The organism is Mycolicibacterium sichuanense (genome assembly GCF_033741125.1).
GTDB lineage: Bacteria > Actinomycetota > Actinomycetes > Mycobacteriales > Mycobacteriaceae > Mycobacterium.
This window is the reverse complement of record NZ_JAWQPU010000005.1, coordinates 424,669-446,891: the sequence shown is the minus strand read 5'-3', so window position 1 is coordinate 446,891 and position 22,223 is coordinate 424,669. Positions and strand designations below refer to the sequence as shown.

Annotated in this window: 24 protein-coding genes, 2 tRNA genes and 1 pseudogene; 16 read left to right on the top strand and 11 right to left on the bottom strand. The window is 68.5% G+C overall.

What is annotated here, in order from left to right:
- The first annotated feature begins 32 nt into the window (after positions 1–32).
- Positions 33–422: a holo-ACP synthase AcpS gene (gene acpS / locus SBI80_RS18075; RefSeq protein ID WP_318976173.1), complete on the top strand. Its 390-nt coding sequence runs from the start codon at positions 33–35 to the stop codon at positions 420–422.
- A gap of 115 nt (positions 423–537) precedes the next feature.
- Entirely contained in the window at positions 538–1,875 is a 1,338-nt protein-coding gene (locus SBI80_RS18070) for a dipeptidase (protein ID WP_318976172.1), read from the top strand.
- Here SBI80_RS18070 and bcp read toward each other — a convergent pair.
- Positions 1,864–2,337, bottom strand: coding sequence for a thioredoxin-dependent thiol peroxidase (bcp, locus tag SBI80_RS18065; RefSeq protein ID WP_318976171.1), 474 nt, complete (start codon positions 2,335–2,337; stop codon positions 1,864–1,866). The genes SBI80_RS18070 and bcp overlap by 12 nt on opposite strands.
- A 105-nt stretch (positions 2,338–2,442) precedes the next feature.
- Here bcp and SBI80_RS18060 point away from each other — a divergent pair, with 105 nt between their 5' ends.
- Entirely contained in the window at positions 2,443–2,670 is a 228-nt protein-coding gene (locus SBI80_RS18060; RefSeq protein WP_318976170.1) for a DUF3618 domain-containing protein, read from the top strand.
- Positions 2,671–2,679: 9 nt separating this feature from the next.
- Here SBI80_RS18060 and SBI80_RS18055 read toward each other — a convergent pair whose 3' ends face one another.
- Positions 2,680–2,850, bottom strand: coding sequence for a hypothetical protein (locus SBI80_RS18055; protein WP_318976169.1), 171 nt, complete (start codon positions 2,848–2,850; stop codon positions 2,680–2,682).
- 393 nt (positions 2,851–3,243) lie between these two features.
- Between SBI80_RS18055 and SBI80_RS18050 the strand changes: the two genes are divergently transcribed.
- Complete coding sequence (locus SBI80_RS18050) at positions 3,244–3,762, top strand: TenA family protein (protein ID WP_318976168.1); 519 nt, start codon at positions 3,244–3,246, stop codon at positions 3,760–3,762.
- Positions 3,763–3,857: 95 nt separating this feature from the next.
- On the opposite strand, the gene SBI80_RS18045 is transcribed toward SBI80_RS18050, so the two are convergent.
- Positions 3,858–3,933: transfer RNA gene (locus SBI80_RS18045), tRNA-Lys, on the bottom strand.
- A gap of 160 nt (positions 3,934–4,093) precedes the next feature.
- Here SBI80_RS18045 and SBI80_RS18040 point away from each other — a divergent pair.
- A complete protein-coding gene (locus tag SBI80_RS18040; RefSeq protein WP_318976167.1) occupies positions 4,094–5,317 on the top strand; it encodes a L,D-transpeptidase in 1,224 nt (407 codons plus the stop codon).
- Between the two features lie 13 nt (positions 5,318–5,330).
- Positions 5,331–5,408: pseudogene (locus SBI80_RS18035) on the top strand (VOC family protein); the annotation flags it as partial.
- Positions 5,409–5,471: 63 nt separating this feature from the next.
- Here the strand turns inward: SBI80_RS18035 and SBI80_RS18030 are convergent.
- Together SBI80_RS18030 and orn are read right to left on the bottom strand one after the other, a co-directional pair.
- Positions 5,472–5,544, bottom strand: a tRNA-His gene (locus tag SBI80_RS18030).
- A 66-nt stretch (positions 5,545–5,610) separates the two neighbouring features.
- Entirely contained in the window at positions 5,611–6,219 is a 609-nt protein-coding gene (gene orn, locus SBI80_RS18025; RefSeq protein ID WP_318976166.1) for an oligoribonuclease, read from the bottom strand.
- Positions 6,220–6,311: 92 nt separating this feature from the next.
- On the opposite strand from orn, the gene SBI80_RS18020 reads away from it, so the two are divergent.
- Entirely contained in the window at positions 6,312–7,910 is a 1,599-nt protein-coding gene (locus SBI80_RS18020; RefSeq protein ID WP_318976165.1) for a helicase HerA-like domain-containing protein, read from the top strand.
- Here SBI80_RS18020 and cmrA read toward each other — a convergent pair.
- Positions 7,907–8,713, bottom strand: coding sequence for a mycolate reductase (gene cmrA / locus SBI80_RS18015; protein ID WP_318976164.1), 807 nt, complete (start codon positions 8,711–8,713; stop codon positions 7,907–7,909). The genes SBI80_RS18020 and cmrA overlap by 4 nt on opposite strands.
- Before the next feature lie 33 nt (positions 8,714–8,746).
- Here cmrA and SBI80_RS18010 point away from each other — a divergent pair, with 33 nt between their 5' ends.
- Complete coding sequence (locus SBI80_RS18010; RefSeq protein WP_318976163.1) at positions 8,747–10,057, top strand: MFS transporter; 1,311 nt, start codon at positions 8,747–8,749, stop codon at positions 10,055–10,057.
- A 7-nt stretch (positions 10,058–10,064) separates the two neighbouring features.
- Here the strand turns inward: SBI80_RS18010 and SBI80_RS18005 are convergent, their stop codons facing one another.
- Complete coding sequence (locus SBI80_RS18005) at positions 10,065–10,835, bottom strand: MmpS family transport accessory protein (protein WP_318976162.1); 771 nt, start codon at positions 10,833–10,835, stop codon at positions 10,065–10,067.
- A 146-nt stretch (positions 10,836–10,981) separates the two neighbouring features.
- Between SBI80_RS18005 and SBI80_RS18000 the strand changes: the two genes are divergently transcribed.
- Both SBI80_RS18000 and SBI80_RS17995 read left to right on the top strand, forming a co-directional pair.
- Complete coding sequence (locus tag SBI80_RS18000; protein WP_318976161.1) at positions 10,982–11,200, top strand: hypothetical protein; 219 nt, start codon at positions 10,982–10,984, stop codon at positions 11,198–11,200.
- A gap of 26 nt (positions 11,201–11,226) precedes the next feature.
- Positions 11,227–11,382, top strand: a complete 156-nt coding sequence (locus SBI80_RS17995; RefSeq protein WP_318976160.1) for a DUF6131 family protein — start codon at positions 11,227–11,229, stop codon at positions 11,380–11,382.
- Here SBI80_RS17995 and SBI80_RS17990 read toward each other — a convergent pair.
- Positions 11,379–11,981 (bottom strand): SACE_7040 family transcriptional regulator, encoded by a 603-nt coding sequence (locus SBI80_RS17990; protein WP_318976159.1) that lies wholly within the window; start codon positions 11,979–11,981, stop codon positions 11,379–11,381. The genes SBI80_RS17995 and SBI80_RS17990 overlap by 4 nt on opposite strands.
- Before the next feature lie 91 nt (positions 11,982–12,072).
- Here SBI80_RS17990 and SBI80_RS17985 point away from each other — a divergent pair, with 91 nt between their 5' ends.
- The 5 genes from SBI80_RS17985 to SBI80_RS17965 are packed head-to-tail and all read left to right on the top strand — an operon-like array spanning position 12,073 to position 18,104.
- Entirely contained in the window at positions 12,073–13,623 is a 1,551-nt protein-coding gene (locus tag SBI80_RS17985) for a carboxyl transferase domain-containing protein (RefSeq protein WP_318976158.1), read from the top strand.
- Positions 13,624–13,628: 5 nt separating this feature from the next.
- On the top strand, positions 13,629–15,641 hold the full coding sequence (locus tag SBI80_RS17980) for an ATP-binding protein (protein ID WP_318976157.1): 2,013 nt from the start codon (positions 13,629–13,631) through the stop codon (positions 15,639–15,641).
- A complete protein-coding gene (locus SBI80_RS17975) occupies positions 15,638–16,798 on the top strand; it encodes an acyl-CoA dehydrogenase family protein (protein ID WP_318976156.1) in 1,161 nt (386 codons plus the stop codon). The genes SBI80_RS17980 and SBI80_RS17975 overlap by 4 nt, the downstream gene beginning before the upstream one ends.
- Positions 16,795–17,295 (top strand): MaoC family dehydratase, encoded by a 501-nt coding sequence (locus SBI80_RS17970; protein ID WP_318976155.1) that lies wholly within the window; start codon positions 16,795–16,797, stop codon positions 17,293–17,295. The genes SBI80_RS17975 and SBI80_RS17970 overlap by 4 nt, the downstream gene beginning before the upstream one ends.
- Positions 17,292–18,104: an HpcH/HpaI aldolase/citrate lyase family protein gene (locus SBI80_RS17965; RefSeq protein ID WP_318976154.1), complete on the top strand. Its 813-nt coding sequence runs from the start codon at positions 17,292–17,294 to the stop codon at positions 18,102–18,104. The genes SBI80_RS17970 and SBI80_RS17965 overlap by 4 nt, the downstream gene beginning before the upstream one ends.
- Positions 18,105–18,106: 2 nt before the next feature.
- On the opposite strand, the gene SBI80_RS17960 is transcribed toward SBI80_RS17965, so the two are convergent.
- Positions 18,107–18,859: an enoyl-CoA hydratase gene (locus SBI80_RS17960; RefSeq protein WP_318976153.1), complete on the bottom strand. Its 753-nt coding sequence runs from the start codon at positions 18,857–18,859 to the stop codon at positions 18,107–18,109.
- A 229-nt stretch (positions 18,860–19,088) separates the two neighbouring features.
- Here SBI80_RS17960 and SBI80_RS17955 point away from each other — a divergent pair, with 229 nt between their 5' ends.
- Positions 19,089–19,529, top strand: a complete 441-nt coding sequence (locus tag SBI80_RS17955) for a DUF5994 family protein (protein ID WP_318976152.1) — start codon at positions 19,089–19,091, stop codon at positions 19,527–19,529.
- Here SBI80_RS17955 and SBI80_RS17950 read toward each other — a convergent pair.
- Entirely contained in the window at positions 19,526–21,160 is a 1,635-nt protein-coding gene (locus tag SBI80_RS17950; RefSeq protein WP_318976151.1) for a fatty acyl-AMP ligase, read from the bottom strand. The two genes, SBI80_RS17955 and SBI80_RS17950, sit on opposite strands and share 4 nt — an antisense overlap.
- A gap of 404 nt (positions 21,161–21,564) precedes the next feature.
- Positions 21,565–22,173 (bottom strand): class I SAM-dependent methyltransferase, encoded by a 609-nt coding sequence (locus SBI80_RS17945; RefSeq protein ID WP_318976150.1) that lies wholly within the window; start codon positions 22,171–22,173, stop codon positions 21,565–21,567.
- Between the last annotated feature and the right edge of the window lie 50 nt (positions 22,174–22,223).

The following is a 22,223-nucleotide window of genomic DNA, read 5'->3' as shown; positions in this document are numbered from 1 at the left end:
AAGCCCCGACGGGCTCGGCTAGCGTTCCTGGCATGAGCATCGTCGGGGTCGGTATCGACCTGGTCTCCATCACCGCCTTCGCCGAGCAGGTCGACCAGCCAGGGACGGTGTTCGCCGAGACGTTCACCCCCGGTGAGCGACGCGATGCCGCGGACAAGAGTTCCTCTGCGGCACGGCATCTGGCGGCGCGCTGGGCGGCCAAGGAGGCCGTCATCAAGGCGTGGTCGGGGTCGCGGTTCAGCAAGCGGCCGATGCTGCCGGAGGGCATCCATCGCGACATCGAGGTCGTGACCGACATGTGGGGACGGCCCAAGGTCCGGCTGTCCGGCGACATCGCCGAGCACCTGCGGGGCATCACCATCCACGTGTCGCTCACCCACGACGGTGACACCGCCGCGGCCGTGGCGATCCTGGAGTCCTAGCCCCCGGCGCCGTCTCCTGTCCTCCGCGAGCGTGCGTGTCTGCACACGACGCGCCGCGGACAATCGGGAGAAGGCGCACGCTCGCGCCACGGCGGATGCGACTAACGTCGGTGCCATGAGCGATCTCGTCGACAGGGTGAAGGCGGTGCTGCCGTCGGTGCGCGCCGACCTCGAGGATCTGGTCCGCATCGAATCCGTGTGGGCCGACCCGGCCCGTCGCGCCGAAGTGCACCGCAGCGCCGAGATGGTGTCGAAGTTGTTGGCGCAGGCTGGTTTCGACGACATCCGCACCGTCAGCGAGGGTGGGGCACCGGCCGTCATCGCCCGTCGTCCCGCACCCGCCGGTGCGCCCACGGTCCTGCTGTACGCCCATCACGACGTGCAACCCGAGGGCGACCCCGCCCAGTGGGTGTCGCCGCCGTTCGAACCCACCGAGCGCGACGGCCGCCTCTACGGCCGCGGGACCGCCGATGACAAGGCAGGCATCGCAACGCATCTGGCTGCCATCAGGGCCTTCGACGGTGACCTGCCGGTCGGTGTCACGGTATTCGTCGAGGGCGAGGAGGAATCCGGTTCGCCGTCACTGGGAGCGCTGCTGGCCGCCCACCAGGACCTGCTCGCCGCCGACGTCATCGTCATTGCCGACTCCGACAACTGGAGCACCGAGATCCCGTCGCTGACGGTGTCGCTGCGGGGGTTGGCCGACTGCGTCGTCGAGGTCGCCACCCTCGATCACGGGCTGCACTCCGGCATGTGGGGTGGCGTGGTGCCCGACGCGCTCAGCGCGCTGGTGCGTCTGCTGTCCAGCCTGCACGACGACGACGGCAACGTCGCGGTGGCCGGGCTGCACCAGGGCGTGGCGGCCGCGGTGGACTACCCGCCCGAGCGCGTGCGTGAGGAGACCGGCATTCTCGACGGTGTCGCCGAGATCGGCTCGGGATCGGTGACCGACCGCCTGTGGGCCAAGCCGGCGATCACGGTCATCGGCATCGACACGACGCCGATCGCGAAGTCGTCCAACACGTTGATCCCACGGGCGCGGGCCAAGGTCAGCATGCGCGTGGCGCCGGGCGGTGACGCCGGCGAGCACCTTCGGGCGTTGACGCGCCACCTCGAACGGCACGCGCCGTGGGGCGCGAAGGTCACCGTGACGCCGGGTGACGTCGGGCAGCCCTACGCCATCGACGCCAGCGGGCCCGTCTACGACGCCGCGCGGGCCGCCTTTCGCACGGCGTGGGGGTCCGATGCCGTCGACGCCGGGGTCGGCGGCTCGATTCCGTTCATCGCGGCGTTCGCGGCGGCGTTCCCCGAGGCGAAGATCCTGGTGACCGGCGTCGAGGACCCGGCGACCCAGGCGCACAGCATCGACGAGAGCCTCGATCTCGGGGTGCTCGAGCGTGCGGCGACGTCGGAGGCGCTACTGCTGGAGGCGCTCGGCGCGCTAGACCGCTAGGTCGCGGCGCAGCTTCGCGACGTGGCCGGTGGCCTTGACGTTGTACTGGGCCACCTCGACGTCGCCCTTCTCGTCGACGACGAACGTCGACCGGATGACGCCCTGAACGGTCTTGCCGTACATCGTCTTCTCGCCGAACGCGCCCCACGCGGTGAGCACCTTGCGGTCCGGGTCGGACAGCAGCGGGAACGTCAGCCCCTCGGCGTCGCGGAACTTCGCCAGCTTCTCTGGCTTGTCGGGGGAGATGCCAACGACGTCCAGACCGGCGTCGTTGAGTTCGGCCAGGTTGTCGCGGAAGTCGCAGGCCTGCTTGGTGCAGCCCGGTGTCGACGCAGCCGGATAGAAGTAGACGACGACCTTGCGTCCCTTGAAGTCACTGAGCTTGACGGTGTTTCCATCGGCGTCGGTGAGGCTGAAGGCAGGGGCCTTGTCGCCCACCGCGAGGCGAGGGGTCGGTGCCATGGGTGTGTCCCTTCGGTTGGCCGGTGCGCGACTGCGGTTACATGGGAGTCGCGGGGCTGCTCTAGGGTAATTCCCCAAGACAGCAACGCGATTGAAGGGGCTGACGTGGCGGACCGGGATCCCGACAAGATCAAGCAGGACATCGACGTGGCGCGTGAGCAACTTGCGAGCACGGTGGATGCCCTCGCCGAGCGGGCGAATCCGGCGCGCATCGCCGACGACGTCAAGACCGGTGTCGTGCAGTTCGTCAAGAAGCCAGTGGTGGCGGTCTCGCTCGCGGGTCTGGGAACCATCGTCGTGGTGCTGGTGATCCAGCGGATCAGGAACCGCTGAAGCGGCTGCTCAGGGACGTCGTCGGCCGAAGCGGAAGAAGTCGGCGAACGAGAATCCGGGCGGGTTGGCCGTCAGGCCGATTCGAGTGCAGTCGTAGACGACGACGCGCTGTTCGACCGCGTCGTCATCGACCTCGACGGTCGGCGAGACTGCGGAACGGGCCGCGCTTGCGGTCGACATCAGCTAAGACCTCGTTCCTCTCTCAGATAAAGAGCGGCGTGACCGCGCGTCCAATTCGTAGCTAACACCATCGTAGCATCCATACCCGACTCCGGCGCACTCGAAACGAGACTGTTTGTGCTGGTAGAGCTCTTGGCCTACGGCTCGATGAGTTTGCCGCTCGCAAAATCGTGTCAACGCCCGGCGATCTCAGCACATCCGACTTCGGAACGGTCGCGAATCCGAGAGTTAATTTACCCGTCCGTCAGCCGCTATGCATGTCGCCGTGTCGGACGACGGTAGTGGCGGCGCGGCTCCTGACCTGTTGAGGGGCCGCTTCGGACCCCATTGCGCCGGCCCGTCGCGGCCCGCGGATAGCCGTCCTAACCAACGATCACCGGATAGGGTTCGGGCGTGCATGACTCCCTGTGGACGGCGGCCACGCACCACCGGTTCCTCGGAGCCGTGCGCGATGGCACGATCACCGACGCGTCATTCGACCGCTGGCTGGCTCAAGACGCGTCGTTCGTCGGCGCCCTGCTCACCTTCCAGGCCAGGTTGTTGGCGCGTGCGCCGCGGCCCGCTCAGGCGGTGCTCGCGGGCGGATGCGTCGCGCTGGTCGCCGAGCTGGATTGGTTCGAGGAGCAGGCTGGGCGACGCGGAATCGATCTGGCGCAGCCGGCGTTGCCCGCGACCCTGGCCTATCTGGAGCTACTCGCCCGCCTGGATGCCGAGCCCGTCGACGCCGCGCTGACGGCGTTGTGGGTGCTCGAACGGGTGTATCTGCTGGCTGGTCGGCCGCCGCCTCGTCCGCTTCGCCGTTCGGACAGTTCATCGAGCACTGGACGGCGCCCGGCTTCGCCGACTACGTCGACGGTCTTGGTGCGCTGGCGGCCCCAGACGACCACGAGACCCTGGTGCGCGACGTGCTGACCCAAGAGGTGGCGTTCTGGGACATGGCACTGGACTGACGAGGCGAGCGCGTCGACCCCGAAACGACGAAGACCCTGCCGCAGCAGGGTTTCGTGTGGTGCGCCGTCAGGGTTTCGAACCCCGGACCCGCTGATTAAGAGTCAGCTGCTCTACCAACTGAGCTAACGGCGCGCGTGAGAGACGATAACAGTCCCGGGGCGCTTGGTGAAATCCGGTGGCCACCGCGGTACCGGGCGGTTGCGCGCGAGATCACCCGTGTCGGGGGATTCCCCTAGACTGCTGGCAAGTAGTTGGGAAGTTCACGAGAACTTCGGTGGGAAGGTATTTGCGCATGTGGCAGGCCGGATCGCTGACCCGTCCGCAGCGGGCGCGCCGCTGGCTGGCCGCGGTTCTGCTGGTTCCTTCGGTGGTGTTGGGGGTCAGTGCCTGCGGTGGGGCGAAGTCGCCCCCGCCACAGCCGGAGACCATCGCCGACAAGGGCACACCGTTCGGTGATCTGCTCGTGCCCAAGCTCGCGGCGTCGGTGACCGACGGCGCGGTAGGGGTGACGGTGGACGCGCCGGTGACGGTTAGCGCCGAGGACGGCGTGCTCGGGACGGTCACGATGACCAACGAGTCGGGCGCGACGGTGGCGGGGCGGCTCAGCCCCGACGGGCTGCAGTGGGTCAGCACCGACCCGCTCGGCTACAACAAGAAGTACCGGCTCAGCGCGCAGTCGCTGGGCCTGGGCGGGGTGACCACCCGCACCATGACCTTCCAGACCCACTCGCCCGAGAACCTGACGATGCCCTACGTGCTGCCCAACGACGGCGACGTCGTCGGGGTCGGGCAGCCGATCGCGATCCGGTTCGACGAGAACGTGCCCAACCGGGTCGCTGCCGAGCGGGCCATCAAGGTCACGACGAACCCGCCCGTCGAGGGGGCGTTCTACTGGCTGAACAACCGCGAAGTCCGTTGGCGCCCACAGTCGTACTGGAAGCCGGGCACGACGGTGGACGTGGCGGTGAACACCTACGGGGTCGACCTGGGCGACGGCCTGTTCGGCCAGGACGACGTCGCGACGCACTTCACCATCGGCGACGAGGTCATCGCGACGGCCGACGACACCACCAAGACGCTGACCGTGCGCCGCAACGGCGAGGTGGTCAAGACGATGCCGATCTCGATGGGCAAGAACAGCACCCCGACCAACAACGGCACCTACATCGTCGGCGACCGGCTCTCGCACATGGTGATGGACTCCTCGACCTACGGCGTGCCGTCCAACTCGCCCAACGGTTATCGCACCGAGGTTGACTACGCCACCCAGATGTCCTACAGCGGCATCTACGTGCACGCCGCGCCGTGGTCGGTCGGGAGCCAGGGCTACAGCAACGTCAGCCACGGCTGCCTCAACGTCAGCACCAGCAACGCGCAGTGGTTCTACGAGAACACCAAGCGTGGCGACATCGTCGAGGTGGTCAACACCGTCGGCTCGGTGTTGCCCGGCACCGACGGCTTGGGGGACTGGAACGTCCCGTGGGAGCAGTGGAAGGCCGGCAACGCCAACGTCTAGCGACGACGTGGCCGTCGACGGGCCATTCGGCCGGACGTTCACCTTCGCCGACCCCGACGGGTACCAGGTCACGCCGCACGACCAAGCCTGATCGCCGACGAATTCACCCCACCGAGCAGAAAGTCGGAGGGCGCGAACGCCCTCCGACCTGCTGGGTGGCTGACGGGACTCGAACCCGCGACAGCCAGGATCACAACCTGGTGCTCTACCAACTGAACTACAGCCACCATTGCCGTCGAGACGGCCCGTCGATCTTAGCCGGTTGGGTGGGCTGCGGCCGAATCAGCAGGTCGTCAGGCCTGTGCGGGCGGTCCGAGCTCGGCTGCGACGGCCGCGATGTCGGTGGTCGACGGTCCCGGCGGGGCGACGAACGCCGTACTGCGGTAGTACTTCAGCTCGCGGATCGACTCGTGGATGTCGGCGAGGGCGCGGTGCGCGAGGCCCTTGTCCGGCTGGCCGAAGTAGATGCGCGGATACCAGCGGCGGCACAGCTCCTTGATCGAGCTGACGTCGATCATCCGGTAGTGCAGGAAGTCGTCGAGCGCGGGCATGTCCCTGGCGATGAAGCCGCGGTCGGTGCCGATCGAGTTGCCCGCCAGCGGGGCGGTCCTGGCCTGCTTCACGTGTCCGCGGATGTAGTCAAGCACCATCGTCTCGGCGGTGGGCACGTCGATCGTCGACGCCCGCACCTCCTCGGTGAGCCCGGACTTGCGGTGCATGGTGGCGACCACCTCGACCATGCCGTCCAGGGCTTCGTCGTCGGCGTGGATCACGACGTCGAGGCCGTCACCGAGCAGATTGAGCTCCCCGTCGGTGACGAGGACCGCGATCTCGATGAGCCGGTCGGACTTGAGGTCGAGGCCCGTCATCTCGCAATCGATCCACACCAATTCGTCACGCACAGCGGTCAACAGTATTCGCCCGGCCCGACACCGGCTGGCGAGGGCTGCCCATACCGTCGCCGACGACGCGTCGGCCAGTAAGGTCCCGTGCCATGAGCACAGAACCGGCTGCCGCGCCCGCGCAGCAGATCGCCGCTGGTTACGCCTTCGACGGGCAGGCACTCGAGCTCGGCTCGGTGGTCGTCGACGGCACCGTGGATCCCAGCGCTCGGGTCCGGATCCCGCTGGCGACCGTCAACCGACACGGCCTGGTCGCCGGAGCCACCGGCACCGGCAAGACCAAGTCGCTGCAAGTCCTCGCCGAGCAGCTCTCCGCGGCGGGCGTGCCGGTGGTGATGGCCGACGTGAAGGGCGATCTGTCGGGCCTGTCGCGGGCCGGGACGCCGGGGGACAAGACCACGCAGCGCGCCACCGACACCGGTGATGACTGGGCGCCGACGGCCTTTCCCGTCGAATTCCTCTCACTCGGCACCAAGGGCGTCGGGGTGCCGGTGCGAGCGACGATCACCAGCTTCGGGCCGATTTTGCTCTCGAAGGTGCTGGGGCTCAATGCCACCCAGGAGTCGACGCTGGGGCTGATCTTTCACTGGGCCGACCAGAAGGGCCTGCTGCTCGACGACCTGAAGGACCTCCGCGGCGTCATCCAGGCGTTGACCAGTGACGAGGGCAAGGAGGAGCTCAAGGCGCTTGGCGCGGTCTCCCCGGCCACCGCGGGCGTGATCTTGCGGGCGCTGATCAACCTCGAGGCCGAGGGTGGCGACACCTTCTTCGGCCTGCCGGAACTGGCCCCGGAGGACCTCATCCGACTCGACCCGCAGGGCCGCGGCGTCATCACGCTGCTCGAGCTTGGCGCGCAGGCGGCCCGGCCGGTGCTGTTCTCGACGTTCCTGATGTGGGTGCTGGCCGACCTGTTCACGACGCTTCCCGAGATCGGTGACGTCGACAAGCCCAAGCTGGTGTTCTTCTTCGACGAGGCCCATCTGCTGTTCAACGACGCCTCCAAGGCCTTCCTCGAGCAGGTCGAGCAGACCGTCAAGCTGATCCGCTCCAAGGGCGTCGGGGTGTTCTTCTGCACCCAGCTGCCCACCGACGTGCCCAACAACGTGCTGTCGCAGCTGGGCGCACGGATTCAGCACGCGCTGCGAGCGTTCACCCCCGACGATCAGAAGGCGCTCACCAAGACGGTGCGCACCTACCCGAAGACCAGCGTCTACGACCTGGAGGAGGCGTTGACGTCGCTGGGCATCGGCGAGGCGATCGTCACGGTGCTCTCCGAGCGCGGCGCCCCGACGCCGGTGGCCTGGACCAGGATGCGGGCGCCGCGGTCGTTGATGGACACCATCGGCAACGACGCCATCACCGCGGCCGCGAAGGCCTCGCCACTGCAGGCGACCTACGGCCAGACCGACGACCGCCCGTCGGCCTTCGAGATGCTGGCCGCCAAGGCGGCGCAGGAAGCGCCCGCCGCGCCGTCGCTCCCGCCGCCGTTGCCACCCCAGGTGTCCGACGGCGGCCTGGCCAGCGCGTCGGGTCAGGCCAGGGGCCGGTCGTCGGACTCCGAGGGCACCAGCGTGGTCCAGGAGGTGCTGCAGAGCTCGGCGTTCAAGAGCTTCCTGCGGTCGGCGGCGACGGTGGCCGGCCGCGAGATCACCCGCAGCGTGTTCGGCACCAGCAACCGCCGACGGCGCTAGTCGCCGCCGAGCTTCTTGTAGACCGCCCCGACGATCGGGGTGACGATGGAGCGCGGCGCGTAGCCGCTGGCCACCGACATCGCCTTGGACGTCACCCCGGGTACCACGCGCATCTTGTTGCGCTCCAAGCCATCCAGGGACACCCTCGCGGTGTGTTCGGTGGAGATCCAGAGGAAGTCCGGGATCAGCTTCTCGACCAGGGACTGCTCGTCGGGGTCGGGCAGTTCGGTGCGCACCGGCCCCGGCGCCAGCACGGTGACGTGGATGCCGTGCGACTTCACCTCGCCGCGCAGCGATTCGCTGAACGTGTTCGCGAACGCCTTGGATGCTGCATAGGTGGCGTTGTTGGGGATCGGGGAGTTGCCCGCCGCAGACCCGGAGATCAGGATGCCGCCCGCCCGCCGCGCGACCATGCCGGGAAGCACGGCCAGCACCAGGTCGTGCACGCCGAGCACGTTGAGCTGAACCTGCGCCTTCTCCCCGGCGGGGTCGAGGTTGGCCACCGGGCCGAAGGTCGCGGTGCCCGCGTTGGCGCACAGGATGGAGACGTTGCGCTGCGCGAGCTCGGTGCACAGTTCGTCGCGCTGTGCGGGGTCGACGAGGTCCACCGCGCGCACCTCGACGGTCACGCCGTAACGCTGGGTCAGGCGATCGGCCAGTGCCTCTAGCACCTCGGCGCGGCGGGCGGTGATGATCAGGTGGTGGCCCCGCGCGGCGAGCTCGGTGGCCAGGGCCTCACCGATGTTCTGCGAGGCGCCGGTGACGACGGCGCGCGCGTCGGGACTGGGAGCGGGTACGGGCATGGGCCCAATCGTAGGTACCAATAGAGTGCGTTCATGACCAACCCCGCGGGTGTACGGACCGCGGGGCGCCTCCCCGTCATCGCCTGGGCGCTGTGGGATTGCGGCGCCACCGGGGTCAACGCGATCGTCGTGACGTTCGTCTACTCTGTCTACCTCACCGAACAGGTCGGGGCCGGATTGCCGGGGCCGACGACGCCGGCGAGCTGGTTGGGCCGGGTGTTGACCATCGCTGGATTGTTCGTCGCCGCCCTCGCGCCGGCCACCGGCGTCCTGGTCGACGCGCCGCACCGGCGCCGCACCGTGCTGACGTTGCTGACCGGTGTCGTCGTCGCCCTCACCTCGGCGATGAGCCTGATCCGGGCCGACTACCACTACCTGTGGCCGGGGCTGGTGCTGCTGGCGTGCACCGCGGCCTTCAGCGATCTGGCCACGGTGCCGTACAACGCCATGCTGCGGCAGCTGTCGACCCCGGACACCTCCGGGCGGATCTCTGGATTCGGTTCGGCAGCAGGCTACTTCGGCAGCGTCCTGTTACTGGTCATCGTCTACCTGGGTTTCATCACCGGTGACGGCGACGGTCGTGGCCTGCTCGGCCTGCCGCACGACGACGGGCAGAACGTGCGTGCGGCCGTACTGCTGACCGCCGCCTGGTTCACGCTGTTCGCGCTGCCGTTGCTCGTCACGTCCAGGACCCTGGACACCGAGGAACGCCCGCCGATGGTCGGCGTCTTCGGTGCCTACCGCGCGCTGTGGATCGAGGTGAAGGGGGAGTGGCGCCGCGACCACAACGTCGTCTACTACCTGTTGGCCAGCGCGGTGTTTCGGGACGGTCTGACTGGCATCTTCACCTTCGGTGCCGTCCTCGGCGTCACGGTCTTCGGGGTATCGTCGGCCGACGTCCTGCTGTTCGGCGTGTGCGCGTGCGTGATCGCCGGGATCGGTGCCGTCCTCGGGGGTCTGCTCGATGACCGCGTCGGGTCCAAGCCCGTCATCGTCGGCTCCCTGAGCGCCATGGTGGTGGTCGGAATGGTCTTGCTGAATCTGTCCGGCGCACTGGCTTTTTGGATTTGCGGGCTGTTGCTGTGCCTGTTCGTCGGCCCCACCCAATCCTCGGCGCGCACGATGATGATGCGGATGTCGACCGAGGGCAAGGAGGGTGTGGCGTTCGGCCTCTACACGACGACGGGCCGCGCGGTCTCGTTCATTGCGCCGCTGCTGTTCTTCACCTTCATCGACCTGTTCGGTGCGAACCGGGCCGGCCTCGGCGGACTGATCACGGTGCTGGTGATGGGGCTGCTCGCGATCGTGGGCGTACGGGTCCCGGCGAACGACCGGCGCGGGTAGCGACGATTCAGCGCGTGCCCAGTGACGTGCACAACGTCAGGCCGGTCCCGGTGTTCTGCTGGGTCTCGGTGCCGTCGATCGTGATCGAGCAGGTGAGCTGGCGGCCGACGTTGACGATGCTGACGCTCGCCGTGCTGTTGGCCTGACCGGTCAACTGCACCTCCTTGGTCCATGGCAGCAGGACGTTGAACTCCGTCTGCAGGACGCCTCCGCTGTCGAGGTAGAGGATGCTGATCGCCCGGCCCTCGCCCGCCACCGAGTAGACGACCGTGTGCGTGCCACCGGGGTCGGTCTGGTCCGGTGGCGGGACGGCCCGACTCGTCGTCGGACTCGGCGTCGTGCTCCTGGGGGTGGTGGGCGTCCGCGTCGTCGTCGTGGGGATCGGAACGGTCATGGTGGGTTCGATCGGCGTCTGCGGGGGTGCCACCACCGTGTTCTGCTGCGCGCTGTTGACGATGACCAGACCGATCACGAGGCCAAGGACGATCAGCAGCCCCGTGCCAGCAAGCACCCAGAGCCAGCGGCGGGGATTGGGCCCGCCTGGTTTGGGCGGCTCGGGTGGCATGCCACCCGGAGGGTTGGGCGGCACACCGTACTGACCCGTCGCCCGGGGGTCGTACCCGTAGGGCGAGTAGGCGGGGAGATGTTCGGTGGGCCCCGGGTCGTTCGCCGGGGATTGGCTCGGTTGCTGTCCGTACGGCGACCCCGGGAAGGCGGGGTAGTTGTAGGTACCGGGATGCTCCTGGCCCCACCCATCGCGGCGTGATGGATCCGTCATGTCCACCTCATGTCTGCAGGGTACCTGCGTTGCTTGCGGACTCCCGTCGCCCCGATCGCAGCGACTGCCGGGGGTTTGGCTCGATTGCCGGCCGGGTAAACCTAGGCGACGCCGGCGTGGCGCAAGGGGACCATGGAGGTCAGGGCATGCGTGGTAGCGGAATACTCGGTGTGATCGTGCTCGTCTGGTTGCTGCTCGGTGCCTACGCCGCCTACGACCGCGGGTACTTCGCCAGCGGCCAGAACAATTGCGCGACAGCGGGAACCATTGCCCTCAACGTGGTGGCCGGACCGCTCAACTGGGTCGGTGACATCAATCCGAAGGTCACCGACTGCAACCTCGACATCCCCGCCCCCAACAAGTAGGCAGCCGGATCTGAGAAGGAGTCAGCATGATTGCCCTCGGTGTCGTCCTCGTCGTCCTCGGCTTGATCTTCACCATGCCGGTCCTCACCTACGTCGGCGTCGTGGCGCTGGTGGTCGGGGCGGTGTTCTGGCTGCTCGGCGCTGCGGGGCATGCCGTCGGCGGCCGTCGGGTCTGGTACTAGGAGCCGCGCGCCGAGGCGAGGGCGCCCAGCGTCATCGCCCGTAGCAGCGCGCGCGAGTCCGATACCGCGCCCGGCTTGACGCTGTGCGGCGTCGAGTTCAGCAGGCCGAAGGTGGCATGGGCCATCAACCGCGCCGCGTCCTCCTCCAACGACGTCGAGAGCTGGCGCAGAACGTCCACCCACACCTCGACGTACTGCCGCTGCGCCCGCCGCACCTGCCGCTTGGCCGCGGCAGGCAAGTGCGCCAGGTCGCGATCCTGAATACGGATCAGATCCGGTTCGGCGAAGACGAAGTCCAGGTGAAAGTCGATCAGGTCGTCCAGCGCGACCGCGGGGTCCACGGTCTGGGCGACGACGTCGCCAGCGCCCTGCAACAGGCGGGTGCTGATCCCTACCAGCAGTTCGACCAGTAGCGCCTCCTTGTTCGGGAAGTGGCGGTAGATCGCCGGCCCGGACACTCCCGCGGCCGCCCCGATGTCCTCCAGCCGCACGGCCAGGTAGCCGTGCTCGGCGATCAGTCGCTCCGCGGCGGCCAACAGTTGCGAGCGGCGGTCGGACTTGGCTCTGCTGCGCCGGGTCGCTGGCTCGGTCTGCACCATCTGCATCTCCCCGGGCTCGTGGACATTTCGGTTAATGCTCACTAACATAACACCAGTTAGTCGTCATTAACTCAACTTGAGTGGGGTGGGCATGGCAACGCTCGTATCGCATCGCGAGCAACACCTTTCGCTGGTGTCGCAGTTGCGCGAGAAGCTGGCCGTCGCTGCCCGTGGCGGTCCCGAGCGAGCCAGGGAGCGTCACGTCGCGCGGGGCAAGCTGCTGCCGCGCGACCGGGTCGACGGCCTGCTCGATCCGGGTAGTCCGTTCCTCGAGCTGGCCCCGCTGGCCGCCGACGGCATGTACGACGACCAGTGCCCGGGCGCCGGCTTGATCGCCGGCATCGGCCGCGTGTCGGGCCGCGAATGCATGGTCGTGGCCAACGACGCCACGGTCAAGGGCGGTACGTACTACCCGATCACCGTCAAGAAACATCTACGCGCCCAAGAGGTTGCGGCTCAGAACCGGTTGCCATGCCTATACCTCGTCGACTCCGGCGGCGCGTTCCTGCCCCGCCAGGACGAGGTCTTCCCCGACCGAGACCACTTCGGCCGGATCTTCTTCAACCAGGCCAATCTCAGCGCCCAGGGCATTCCGCAGATCGCCGCCGTGCTCGGTTCCTGCACCGCCGGCGGCGCCTACGTACCGGCGATGAGTGACGAGGCCGTGATCGTGCGCAATCAGGGCACCATCTTCCTTGGCGGGCCACCGCTGGTGAAGGCTGCCACCGGCGAGGTGGTGACGGCCGAGGACCTCGGCGGCGGTGATCTGCACTCGAAGGTGTCCGGCGTCACCGACCATCTCGCCCACGACGACCGCGACGCGCTACGCATCGTGCGCAACATCGTCGCGACCCTCGGGCCGCGGACGCCGACCCCGTGGGAGGTGCGACCCACCGTCGACCCGGTCGCCGACCAGACCGAGCTCTACGACGTGGTGCCCATCGACTCGAAGGTGCCCTACGACGTGCACGAGGTGATCCACCGCATGGTCGACGGTGGCGAATTCGCCGAGTTCAAGGCCGAGTACGGGACCACCCTGGTCACGGGGTTCGCCCACGTGCACGGCCATCCGGTCGGCATCGTGGCCAACAACGGCGTGCTGTTCGGCGAATCAGCAGTCAAGGGAGCACATTTCATCGAACTGTGCGACAAGCGGTCCGTCCCGCTGCTGTTCCTGCAGAACATCGCCGGCTTCATGGTGGGCCGCGACTACGAGGCCGGTGGCATCGCCAAGCACGGAGCCAAGATGGTGACCGCAGTGGCCTGCGCCCGGGTGCCGAAGCTGACCGTGGTGATCGGTGGATCGTACGGCGCGGGAAACTACTCGATGTGCGGGCGGGCGTATTCGCCGCGATTCCTGTGGATGTGGCCCAATGCACGAATCTCGGTGATGGGTGGTGAGCAGGCCGCCTCGGTGCTGGCGACGGTCCGCGGCGACATGACCCCCGAGGAGGCCGAGGCATTCAAGGCGCCGATCCGCGAGCAGTACGAGCAGCAGGGCAACCCGTACTACTCCACCGCTCGGCTGTGGGACGACGGCGTCATCGACCCCGCCGACACCAGAACCGTCGTGGGACTTGCTCTTTCGGTTGCGGCACAGGCTCCCTTGGAGCCGGTGTCCTACGGCGTCTTCCGGATGTGATCGCGGTGACCACCAGAGACATCCAGACCGTGCTGGTCGCCAACCGCGGTGAGATCGCAGTACGGGTCATTCGTACGCTGCGGGCCATGGGCATCCGCTCCGTGGCCGTCTACAGCGACGCCGACGCCGGGGCGCGTCACGTCGCCGAGGCCGACGCCGCCGTGCGCCTTGGCCCCGCACCGGCCCGGCTGAGCTACCTGAACGTCGAGGCCGTCGTCGGCGCGGCGCTGCGCTGCGGAGCCGACGCCGTCCATCCCGGTTACGGATTCCTCTCGGAGAATGCCGATTTCGCGACCGAACTGGAGCGTGCGGGCATCCTCTTCATCGGGCCGCCCGCGCGCGCGATCGCCACCATGGGTGACAAGATCACCGCCAAGGACACCGTCTCCCGCTTCGGCGTGCCCGTGGTGCCGGGACTCGCCAGACCGGGGTTGACCGATGCCGAGTTGATCACCGCCGCCGACGACATCGGGTACCCGGTGCTCGTCAAGCCGTCGGCTGGTGGTGGCGGCAAGGGCATGCGCATGGTCGAGCGCCCCGATGAATTGCCGGCTGCCCTGGTCTCTGCACGCCGCGAATCTGCGGCCACCTTCGGCGACGACACCCTGTTCCTCGAGCGATTCGTCTTGACGCCCAGGCACATCGAAGTCCAGGTGCTCGCCGACGGCCACGGCAACGTCATCCATCTCGGCGAGCGGGAATGCAGCCTGCAGCGCCGCCACCAGAAGGTCGTCGAGGAGGCGCCGTCCCCGCTGCTCGACGCGGCCACCCGCGCGCGCATCGGCGAAGCGGCGTGCGCCACCGCCCGCAGCGTCGACTACGTCGGCGCCGGCACCGTCGAATTCATCGTCGGCGCAGACCGTCCCGACGAGTTCTTCTTCATGGAGATGAACACCCGGTTGCAGGTCGAGCATCCCGTGACCGAGATGGTCACCGGTGTCGACCTGGTGGAGTGGCAGGTGCGGATCGCCGCGGGGGAGAAGCTCTCGCTCGCCCAGGACGACGTCGTGCTGACCGGACACGCCGTCGAGGCCCGGGTGTACGCCGAGGATCCGGCCAGGGGCTTCCTGCCGACCGGTGGCGACGTGCTCGCGGTGCACGAGCCCCGCGGTGCTGGCATTCGCGTCGACTCGGGTCTGTACGCGGGCACCGCGGTCGGCAGCGACTACGACCCGATGCTGGCCAAGGTGATCGCCCACGGTGCCGATCGTGCCGAGGCGCTGCGCGGCCTGGATCGCGCGCTCGGGGACACCGCGGTGCTCGGGGTGGTCACCAACGTGGACTTCCTGCGCTTCCTGCTCGCCGACCCGGCGGTGGCCGCCGGCCGGCTCGACACCGGCCTGCTCGACCGTCGGGTCGGGGACTTCATCGCGACGTCCGCCAGCGACGAGGAGTTCGCCGCCGCGGCCGCCTACCGATGGCTCTCGCGTTGGCCGCGCGCTGCGGTTGCGGCGACCGCGGACCCCTGGGCGGTGCCCTCGGGCTGGCGGATGGGTCGCGCCGCGGCGACGGTGCTGCGACTGCGGTCCGGCGAGCGCATCGACCACGTCGAGATCGTCGGCAGTCCCCACGCCGCCACCGTCACCGTGGAGGGCGGTGACGCGCGATCGCTGACGGCCTCCCTCGAGGAGGACGGCCTGGTGATCACCCTGGACGGCTTGCGCCTCCGCTACCGCGTAGCCGCCGGGGAGCATCGGATCTGGCTGGCCGGCGAGCGCGGAGTGGTCCCGCTCGATGAGGTACACGAGGCGCCGGTGCGGCCCGACGACGTACACGGGGGCGACGCCGAACTCGTCAGCCCCATGCCGGGTGCGGTGGTGGCGGTCGGGGTCGCCGACGGTGACCCGGTGACGGCGGGGGCGGTGGTGGTCACCGTGGAGGCCATGAAGATGGAACATGCGCTGGCCGCGCCCGTCGACGGCGTCGTCGCACTACTCGTCGCCGTCGGCGACCAGGTCAAGGTGGGCCAGCCGCTGGCCCGCATCATCGCCACACCCGAGGAGACAACACAGCCATGACCGACTTCCTCTCCACCGGCACGCTGCCGGACCACTACGAACAACTGGCCAAGACCGTGCGGGACTTCGCGCGCAGCGTGGTGGCTCCGGTATCGGCCAAACACGATGCCGAGCACACGTTTCCGTACGAGGTCGCCGCGGGGATGGCCGACATGGGGCTGTTCGGGCTGCCGTTCCCCGAGGAGTACGGCGGCATGGGCGGAGACTACTTCGCGCTATGCCTGGCGCTGGAGGAACTCGGCAAGGTCGACCAGAGCGTGGCCATCACGCTGGAGGCCGGAGTCTCCCTCGGCGCCATGCCGGTGTACCGGTTCGGCACCGACGCGCAGAAGCGGGAATGGCTGCCGCTGCTGGCCAGCGGTAAGGCGCTCGGCGCGTTCGGCCTGACCGAGGCCGGCGGCGGGACGGACGCGGGGGCCACCAGGACCACCGCCAGACTCGACGACGGGCACTGGGTGATCAACGGCTCCAAGCAGTTCATCACCAACTCGGGCACCGACATCACCAAACTGGTGACCGTGACCGCCGTGACGGGGGAGGTCGAAGGGCGCAAGCAAATCTCGTCGATCCTGGTGCCGGTGCCCACGCCGGGTTTCACCGCCGAACCGGCGTACGACAAGGTCGGCTGGAATGCCTCGGACACCCACCCGCTGAGCTTCGACGACGTTCGGGTGCCGCAGGACAATCTGCTGGGCGAGCAGGGCCGCGGCTACGCCAACTTCCTACGCATCCTCGACGAGGGACGCATCGCGATCGCCGCGCTGTCGGTCGGTGTCGCGCAGGGCTGCGTCGACGAATGCGTCAAGTATGCCAAGGAGCGCGAGGCGTTCGGGGTGGCGATCGGCACCTACCAGGCGGTCTCGTTCAAGATTGCCCGCATGGAGGCCCGCGCGTATGCCGCGCGCACCGCCTACTACGACGCCGCCGCACTCATGTTGGCGGGCAAGCCGTTCAAGAAGGCAGCCGCGATCGCCAAACTCGTCGCCAGTGAAGCCGCGATGGACAACGCCCGCGACGCGACCCAGGTGTTCGGCGGCTACGGTTTCATGAACGAGTACCTGGTGGCGCGCCACTACCGCGACAGCAAGATCCTCGAGATCGGCGAGGGCACCACCGAGGTGCAGCTGATGCTGATCGCGAGGGAGGCGGGTCTGTGACGCGACGGGAGGATCCGCCCAGAGTCGTGGTCCAGCGCGGTCTGTGGTTCGAGGAGTTCGAACCCGGTGTGCTGTACCAACACCGGCCGGGCCGCACCATCACCGAGGCCGACAACGTGCTCTTCACCACGTTGACCATGAACACGCAGGCGCTGCATCTGGACGCGGCATTCGCCGACGCGCTGCCGCCGTTTCACCAGCGGCTGGTGAACTCGATGTTCACGCTGTCAACCCTGGTGGGGTTGTCGGTGGCCCAGCTGACGCAGGGCACGATCGTCGGCAACCTGGGGTTCGGCGAGGTGGCCTTCCCCAAGCCGCTGTTCCACGGCGACACGCTGTACGCGGAGACCGAGGTGACCGACAAGCGGGAATCGAAGAGCCGCCCCGGGGAGGGCATCGTGACCTTCGCCCACACCGGCCGCAACCAGCACGGTGACGTGGTGGCGACGGCATCGCGAAAGACCATGGTGCGCAAGCGGCCCGAGGACGGGCGGTGAGCCTCGCGCCGACCGGTCCCGGCTGGCTCTTCTGCCCGGCCGACCGCCCCGAACGGTTCGAGAAGGCCGCGGCCGCAGCCGATGTCGTGATCCTCGATCTCGAGGACGGGGTAGCGGCAAAGGATCGCGAGGCCGCCCGCCGGGCCTTGACGACGACCCCGCTGGATCCGGCACGCACCGTCGTGCGGGTCAACCCCGTCGGCACGCCCGACCATCCGCGCGACGTCGAGGCACTGGCCGCGACCGATTACGCGACCGTCATGCTGGCCAAGGCCGAGACGGTGCAGCAGGTGGCGTCGCTGGCTCCTCGCGAGGTGGTGGTGCTCGTCGAAACTCCCTTGGGTGCACTGTCCGTCGCCGATCTCGCCCGCGTCGACAATGCCGCGGCCGTGATGTGGGGCGCCGAGGATCTGTTCGCGGTGCTGGGTGGCACGTCGAACCGGCATGCCGACGGCAGCTACCGCGACGTCGCCACGCACGTCCGGTCGCGGAGTCTGCTGGCGGCCAAGGCTCATGGGCGGATGGCCCTGGATTCGGTGTACCTCGACATCAAGGACCTCGACGGGTTGCGCGCGGAGACCGACGACGCGGTCGCGGTGGGATTCGATGCCAAGGTCGCGATCCACCCGACACAGGTGGCGGTCATCAGAGCCGCGTACACGCCGAGCGCGGAGCAGGCGCGGTGGGCGCGCGAGGTCCTCGACGCGGCGCGATCGCAGCGTGGCGTCTTCCAGTTCGAGGGACACATGGTGGACATGCCCGTGCTACGGCGGGCACGACGCATCGCCGCGCTCGCGCCACCGCTGTAGCGCTATTTGCGCTTGGCGGCCGCCAATCTGGCTGCGAACTCCGGGGACTCGATCGATGCGGCCTGCGGACCGATCTCGACGTCGACCGCGATGCGGTGCTGGTCGGTGTCGACGGTTCCGGGGTCGATGGTGGCCCGCATGGATGCCTTCGTCGCGAGGACCACATCTCGCGGAGCTGCGGCGGGACCCGCCGCGAGCGTGCGGGCGGCGGCGACGGGGTCGTCGGCGACCTGCAACGCCAGGCCGTACCGCAGCGACGCCTCGGCGTCGAAACGCATGCCGAACAGCAGTGCGGCGCGGGCGACTTGCGGCCCGACCGCGCGTTGCAGCATCCACGTCGCGCCGCCACCGGGATGGATGCCGAGCTTCTGGAATCGCGGGTCGTACAGCGCACCGGGGCCGGAGATGCGCACGTCGGCGGCCAGCGCGAGGTTCAGTCCGGCCCCAACGGCCGGCCCGTTCACCGCCGCGATCGTGGGCAGCGTGCAGTTGGCGACCGCCAGGAAGCCGTCGTAGATCACCCGGAGTCCGTCCTCGGCTGCCGCCCCGAGGGCACTGAGGTCGGCGCCCGCGCAGAACGCCTTGCCGGCCCCGGTGACCACGACGGCGTGCACGCCGTCGTCGGCCTCGGCGGCCTCGATGCTCGCGCGCAAGGCCGCGGAGATCTCCGCGGTCACCGCGTTGCGTCGGTCGGGGTCGTTCACGGTGATGAGGGCGACGCGGTCCTCGACCTGGGACAGTACGAGATCGGACACGGGGTCGAGGGTAGTGACCCCGAGGGTCAGGAGGATGTCCAGCCCCCGGCATGCGTAGGCTCGGCAGTGAGCCGCTTCGCCGTCGACGATGAGTCGTGCCCATCCGCACGAGTGACATCACCGTGGATCCGATCCGACTGCCGTCCCGACCTGCTCGACGGCTTTCCTCAATCGCGAAGGATCCGTCGATGGCCCACACCCTTCGCTTGACGACCTCGAGGATCGCGTCGTGACCTCGGCGCCGACGCGGCGGACCGCTAGTCCCGTCCGACTCACGTTGAGTGCGCAGCTGGGACGGCGGGTGGACGGCGCGTGGTGGCCGCGCTCCAATCGGCTGGCCGGTGAGCTCTCCGAGCTGGTCGGCGTGCTGCACGGCAGGCTCGGCGAGGTCGTCGACATCTCGGTCAACTGGTCGATGTCGGAGAACCTGCCGGATCTGAACTCTCGGCACTGGCAGAACAAGCATCAGCATTTGATGGCCATCACCGGGCGCAATGCCAGCGCCAACCTCTTGGTCGTGCCCAGCCTGACCCCCGGCGCCCTGGCCAGCTTGCTGCTGCGGATCGCCGCGGGTCTTCCCGTCAGTGCCGAGCACCAGGCGACACCGCTCTATCGCACCGCGGTCGAAATCGTCGATGCCGCAAGGACGGACGGGTCGCTGCGGAGTTAGTCCACCAGCGCCAGCGCGTGGGCGCGTCGAAGCTTGCCCGACGGTGTCTTCGGGATGACGCCGGGTTGCAGCACCACGACGTTGCGCGGGCGGACGTCGACGTCGGCGAACACCTCGTGGGCCACCTGCCGCTCGATCCGGCGCACCTGCACGGGATCGGCGTGGTCATTGGATTCCACTGCGACGGCGAAGGTTTCGCGCGACTGACCGGCATCGAGCCGCACTGCCACCGTGCAGCCGGCTCGGACGCCGGTGACGCGCGCGGCGGCCCGTTCGATGTCGGTGGGGTAGATGTTCTTGCCGGCCATGATGATGACGTCCTTCACCCGGCCGCAGACGACGACGTCGCCCGTCTCGGTGAGATAACCCATGTCGCCCGTGTCATACCACCCCAACTTGTCCTGGGCGCCAATGAAACCGGCCATCGTGACGTAACCCTGGGTGACCGGCTTGCCGCGGACTTGGAGGACGCCGACCGCCCGTGGGGCCAGCACGTCGTCGTCCTCGTCGACGACGCGTACTTCGAGACCGTCGATCGGCCTGCCCAGGACGACCAGCCGACGCGTGTTGCCCTTGGTGGCAGGCACGGCACGGTGCAACACGGCCAGCAGATCAGCGTCGACTTCGTCGACGACCATGCCCGAACCGCACTCGGTGAACGACACTGCCACCGTCGTCTCGGCCATGCCGTAGGCGGGCACGATCGCATCGCGGCGCAGTCCGAAGGGGGCGCCGGCGTCGCAGAGGTCCTCGACGTCGACGGGGTCTACCTGCTCGGCGCCGGACAACGCCCAGCGCAAGGACGACAGGTCGAACTGATTCTCGATGGCCTGCCTGCGCAACCGCTTGGCCAGCAGGTTGTAGGCGAAGTTGGGCGCCGCGGTCATCGTGCCCCGGTACTTGTCGATCAGCTTCGCCCACAGCAGGATGTCGCCGAGGAAGTCCATCGGCGTGACCTTCACCAATTCGGCGCCGAAGTACATCGGGACGGTGAGGAAGCCGGTCATGCCCATGTCGTGAAAGCACGGCAGCCAGCTGACGATCACGTCGGTGTCGGTGTCGAAGTGCGCGCCGACGAACATCGCTTCGGCATTGGCCACGATGTTGGCGTGTGAGATGCACACGGCCTTGGGGAAACCCGTGGATCCGGATGTCAGCTGCATGAGTGCGAGGTCGGTGTCCTCGGTCTGGACCGGGTCGATCGGTTCGCTTTCGAGCAATTCGGCGATGGTGAGCACGCGAATGCCACGTTCGGCGAGCACGGGCGCGGCAAGCATGAACGGATCGGAGACGACGACGGCACTGGCCTCGATCATGCCGATGACGTCGGTGGTCTCCTTGGCCCAGCGTTGCAGATCGGTGCGGGGCGTCGGCTGATGCAACATGGTCAGGCTGGCACCCCGCATCCAGATGCCCTGCGCGGCAGGCGCGATCTCGACGGGGGCGCCGGCGAGCACCGCTACGGCATCACCGTGTCCGATGCCTGCAGCCTCCAGCCCACCGGAGATCCGGCGGGCGCGCTCGTAGACCTGTTTCCAAGTGTGTCGTACCGGCGTACCGGGGTCGCCAGTGGTCATGCCGTTGCGACTCGCATGCGCATTGGCGAACATGGTCTCGGTGAATTCGCTCACGGAAAGTCCTTTTGGCTCAAGCGCATTTGCGGCGATACAAGTCTGATCGTCGAGCAGTCGTCCCTCTGTCGAGCACCTTCGTGAAGGTAAGCGCGGTGACTAGGCGCTAGTGCCGCGTGAGCAGCTGGCTAGATGAATCATCGGCCGTCGTCGTCGACGGTGGATGGGGAACACTAACTCCCTTCGGACAAATCCCCAAGTGTCTCGGCTCGATCGGAGTCGCCGAGCCGAGTATTTCGGATGGGCCGACTGTACAAGTCGAGGATGGGAAAAGGGCCCATGGCGCACGAATCGCGAACGGATCGAGGCCTAGTCGTCACCTTGGCTCGTCGGACGTGCGGAGCCCGGATCTCGACGCACCTCCCGCTCGTGTCGCGGGCAAGTCGATCGCCGCGGCGACGCCGTCACCCTTGCCAGCGGAGCAGATAGCGGTAGTACATCCGCCGCTGAACCGACGCGCCGGGCAGGACGTCGGCGGCGATCGCGCGGATCTCGGCGAGACCCTCACGCGGCTCCGCGACGATCACGCCGACGTTGGGTGTCTCGTGATGCATCCACCCGCCGACCCGCGCGGCCGGCAGGCAGGCCGCCGCCCACAGCCAGTCCCGGACGGTGCGATTGGCCGCCAGGCCCACCACGGCGATCTCGCCCGACGGCCGCAGCAGGTCACACGCCTTGAGCAGCGACCTGCGCAGGTCCAGATGGTGCACGCTGGCCACGAACGTGACGAGATCGAAGCGCTGCGACCCGGGGTCGAAGTCTTCGAAGGCCGTCTCGACCACGACGACGCCGGCCAACCCGTCCAGGCGCCGGCGCGCTCGCTGGGCGGCCGGGGGGTCGGGTTCGAGGCCGATCACCGACCGCGACACCGGCGCGAGGCGGGCAGCCAGCAGACCGTCGCCGCAGCCCACGTCGAGAACGTCGCCGCGGTGCCGCTCGGCGATGCGCAGTACCCACGGGTGGTAGGCGGTGTTGTGGTTCCAGTAGCTCGGCCGGTCCGTGTCACGTGCCACCAGACCACTGTGCCAGCCGGTCTCCGGTGCCGAACTGGCTGCGCCGGCGG

Excerpts from the sequence above, each read along its gene's own strand:
- SBI80_RS18070 (WP_318976172.1), top strand. The coding sequence starts at position 538 with ATGAGCGATCTCGTCGACAGGGTGAAGGCGGTGCTGCCGTCGGTGCGC.
- SBI80_RS17985 (WP_318976158.1), top strand. The coding sequence starts at position 12,073 with ATGGCAACGCTCGTATCGCATCGCGAGCAACACCTTTCGCTGGTGTCG.
- SBI80_RS18010 (WP_318976163.1), top strand. The coding sequence starts at position 8,747 with ATGACCAACCCCGCGGGTGTACGGACCGCGGGGCGCCTCCCCGTCATC.
- SBI80_RS18040 (WP_318976167.1), top strand. The coding sequence starts at position 4,094 with ATGTGGCAGGCCGGATCGCTGACCCGTCCGCAGCGGGCGCGCCGCTGG.
- SBI80_RS18055 (WP_318976169.1), bottom strand. The coding sequence starts at position 2,850 with ATGTCGACCGCAAGCGCGGCCCGTTCCGCAGTCTCGCCGACCGTCGAG.
- SBI80_RS18020 (WP_318976165.1), top strand. The coding sequence starts at position 6,312 with ATGAGCACAGAACCGGCTGCCGCGCCCGCGCAGCAGATCGCCGCTGGT.
- cmrA (WP_318976164.1), bottom strand. The coding sequence starts at position 8,713 with ATGCCCGTACCCGCTCCCAGTCCCGACGCGCGCGCCGTCGTCACCGGC.
- SBI80_RS17975 (WP_318976156.1), top strand. The coding sequence starts at position 15,638 with ATGACCGACTTCCTCTCCACCGGCACGCTGCCGGACCACTACGAACAA.
- SBI80_RS18000 (WP_318976161.1), top strand. The coding sequence starts at position 10,982 with ATGCGTGGTAGCGGAATACTCGGTGTGATCGTGCTCGTCTGGTTGCTG.
- SBI80_RS18005 (WP_318976162.1), bottom strand. The coding sequence starts at position 10,835 with ATGACGGATCCATCACGCCGCGATGGGTGGGGCCAGGAGCATCCCGGT.
- acpS (WP_318976173.1), top strand. The coding sequence starts at position 33 with ATGAGCATCGTCGGGGTCGGTATCGACCTGGTCTCCATCACCGCCTTC.
- bcp (WP_318976171.1), bottom strand. The coding sequence starts at position 2,337 with ATGGCACCGACCCCTCGCCTCGCGGTGGGCGACAAGGCCCCTGCCTTC.
- SBI80_RS17995 (WP_318976160.1), top strand. The coding sequence starts at position 11,227 with ATGATTGCCCTCGGTGTCGTCCTCGTCGTCCTCGGCTTGATCTTCACC.
- SBI80_RS17990 (WP_318976159.1), bottom strand. The coding sequence starts at position 11,981 with ATGGTGCAGACCGAGCCAGCGACCCGGCGCAGCAGAGCCAAGTCCGAC.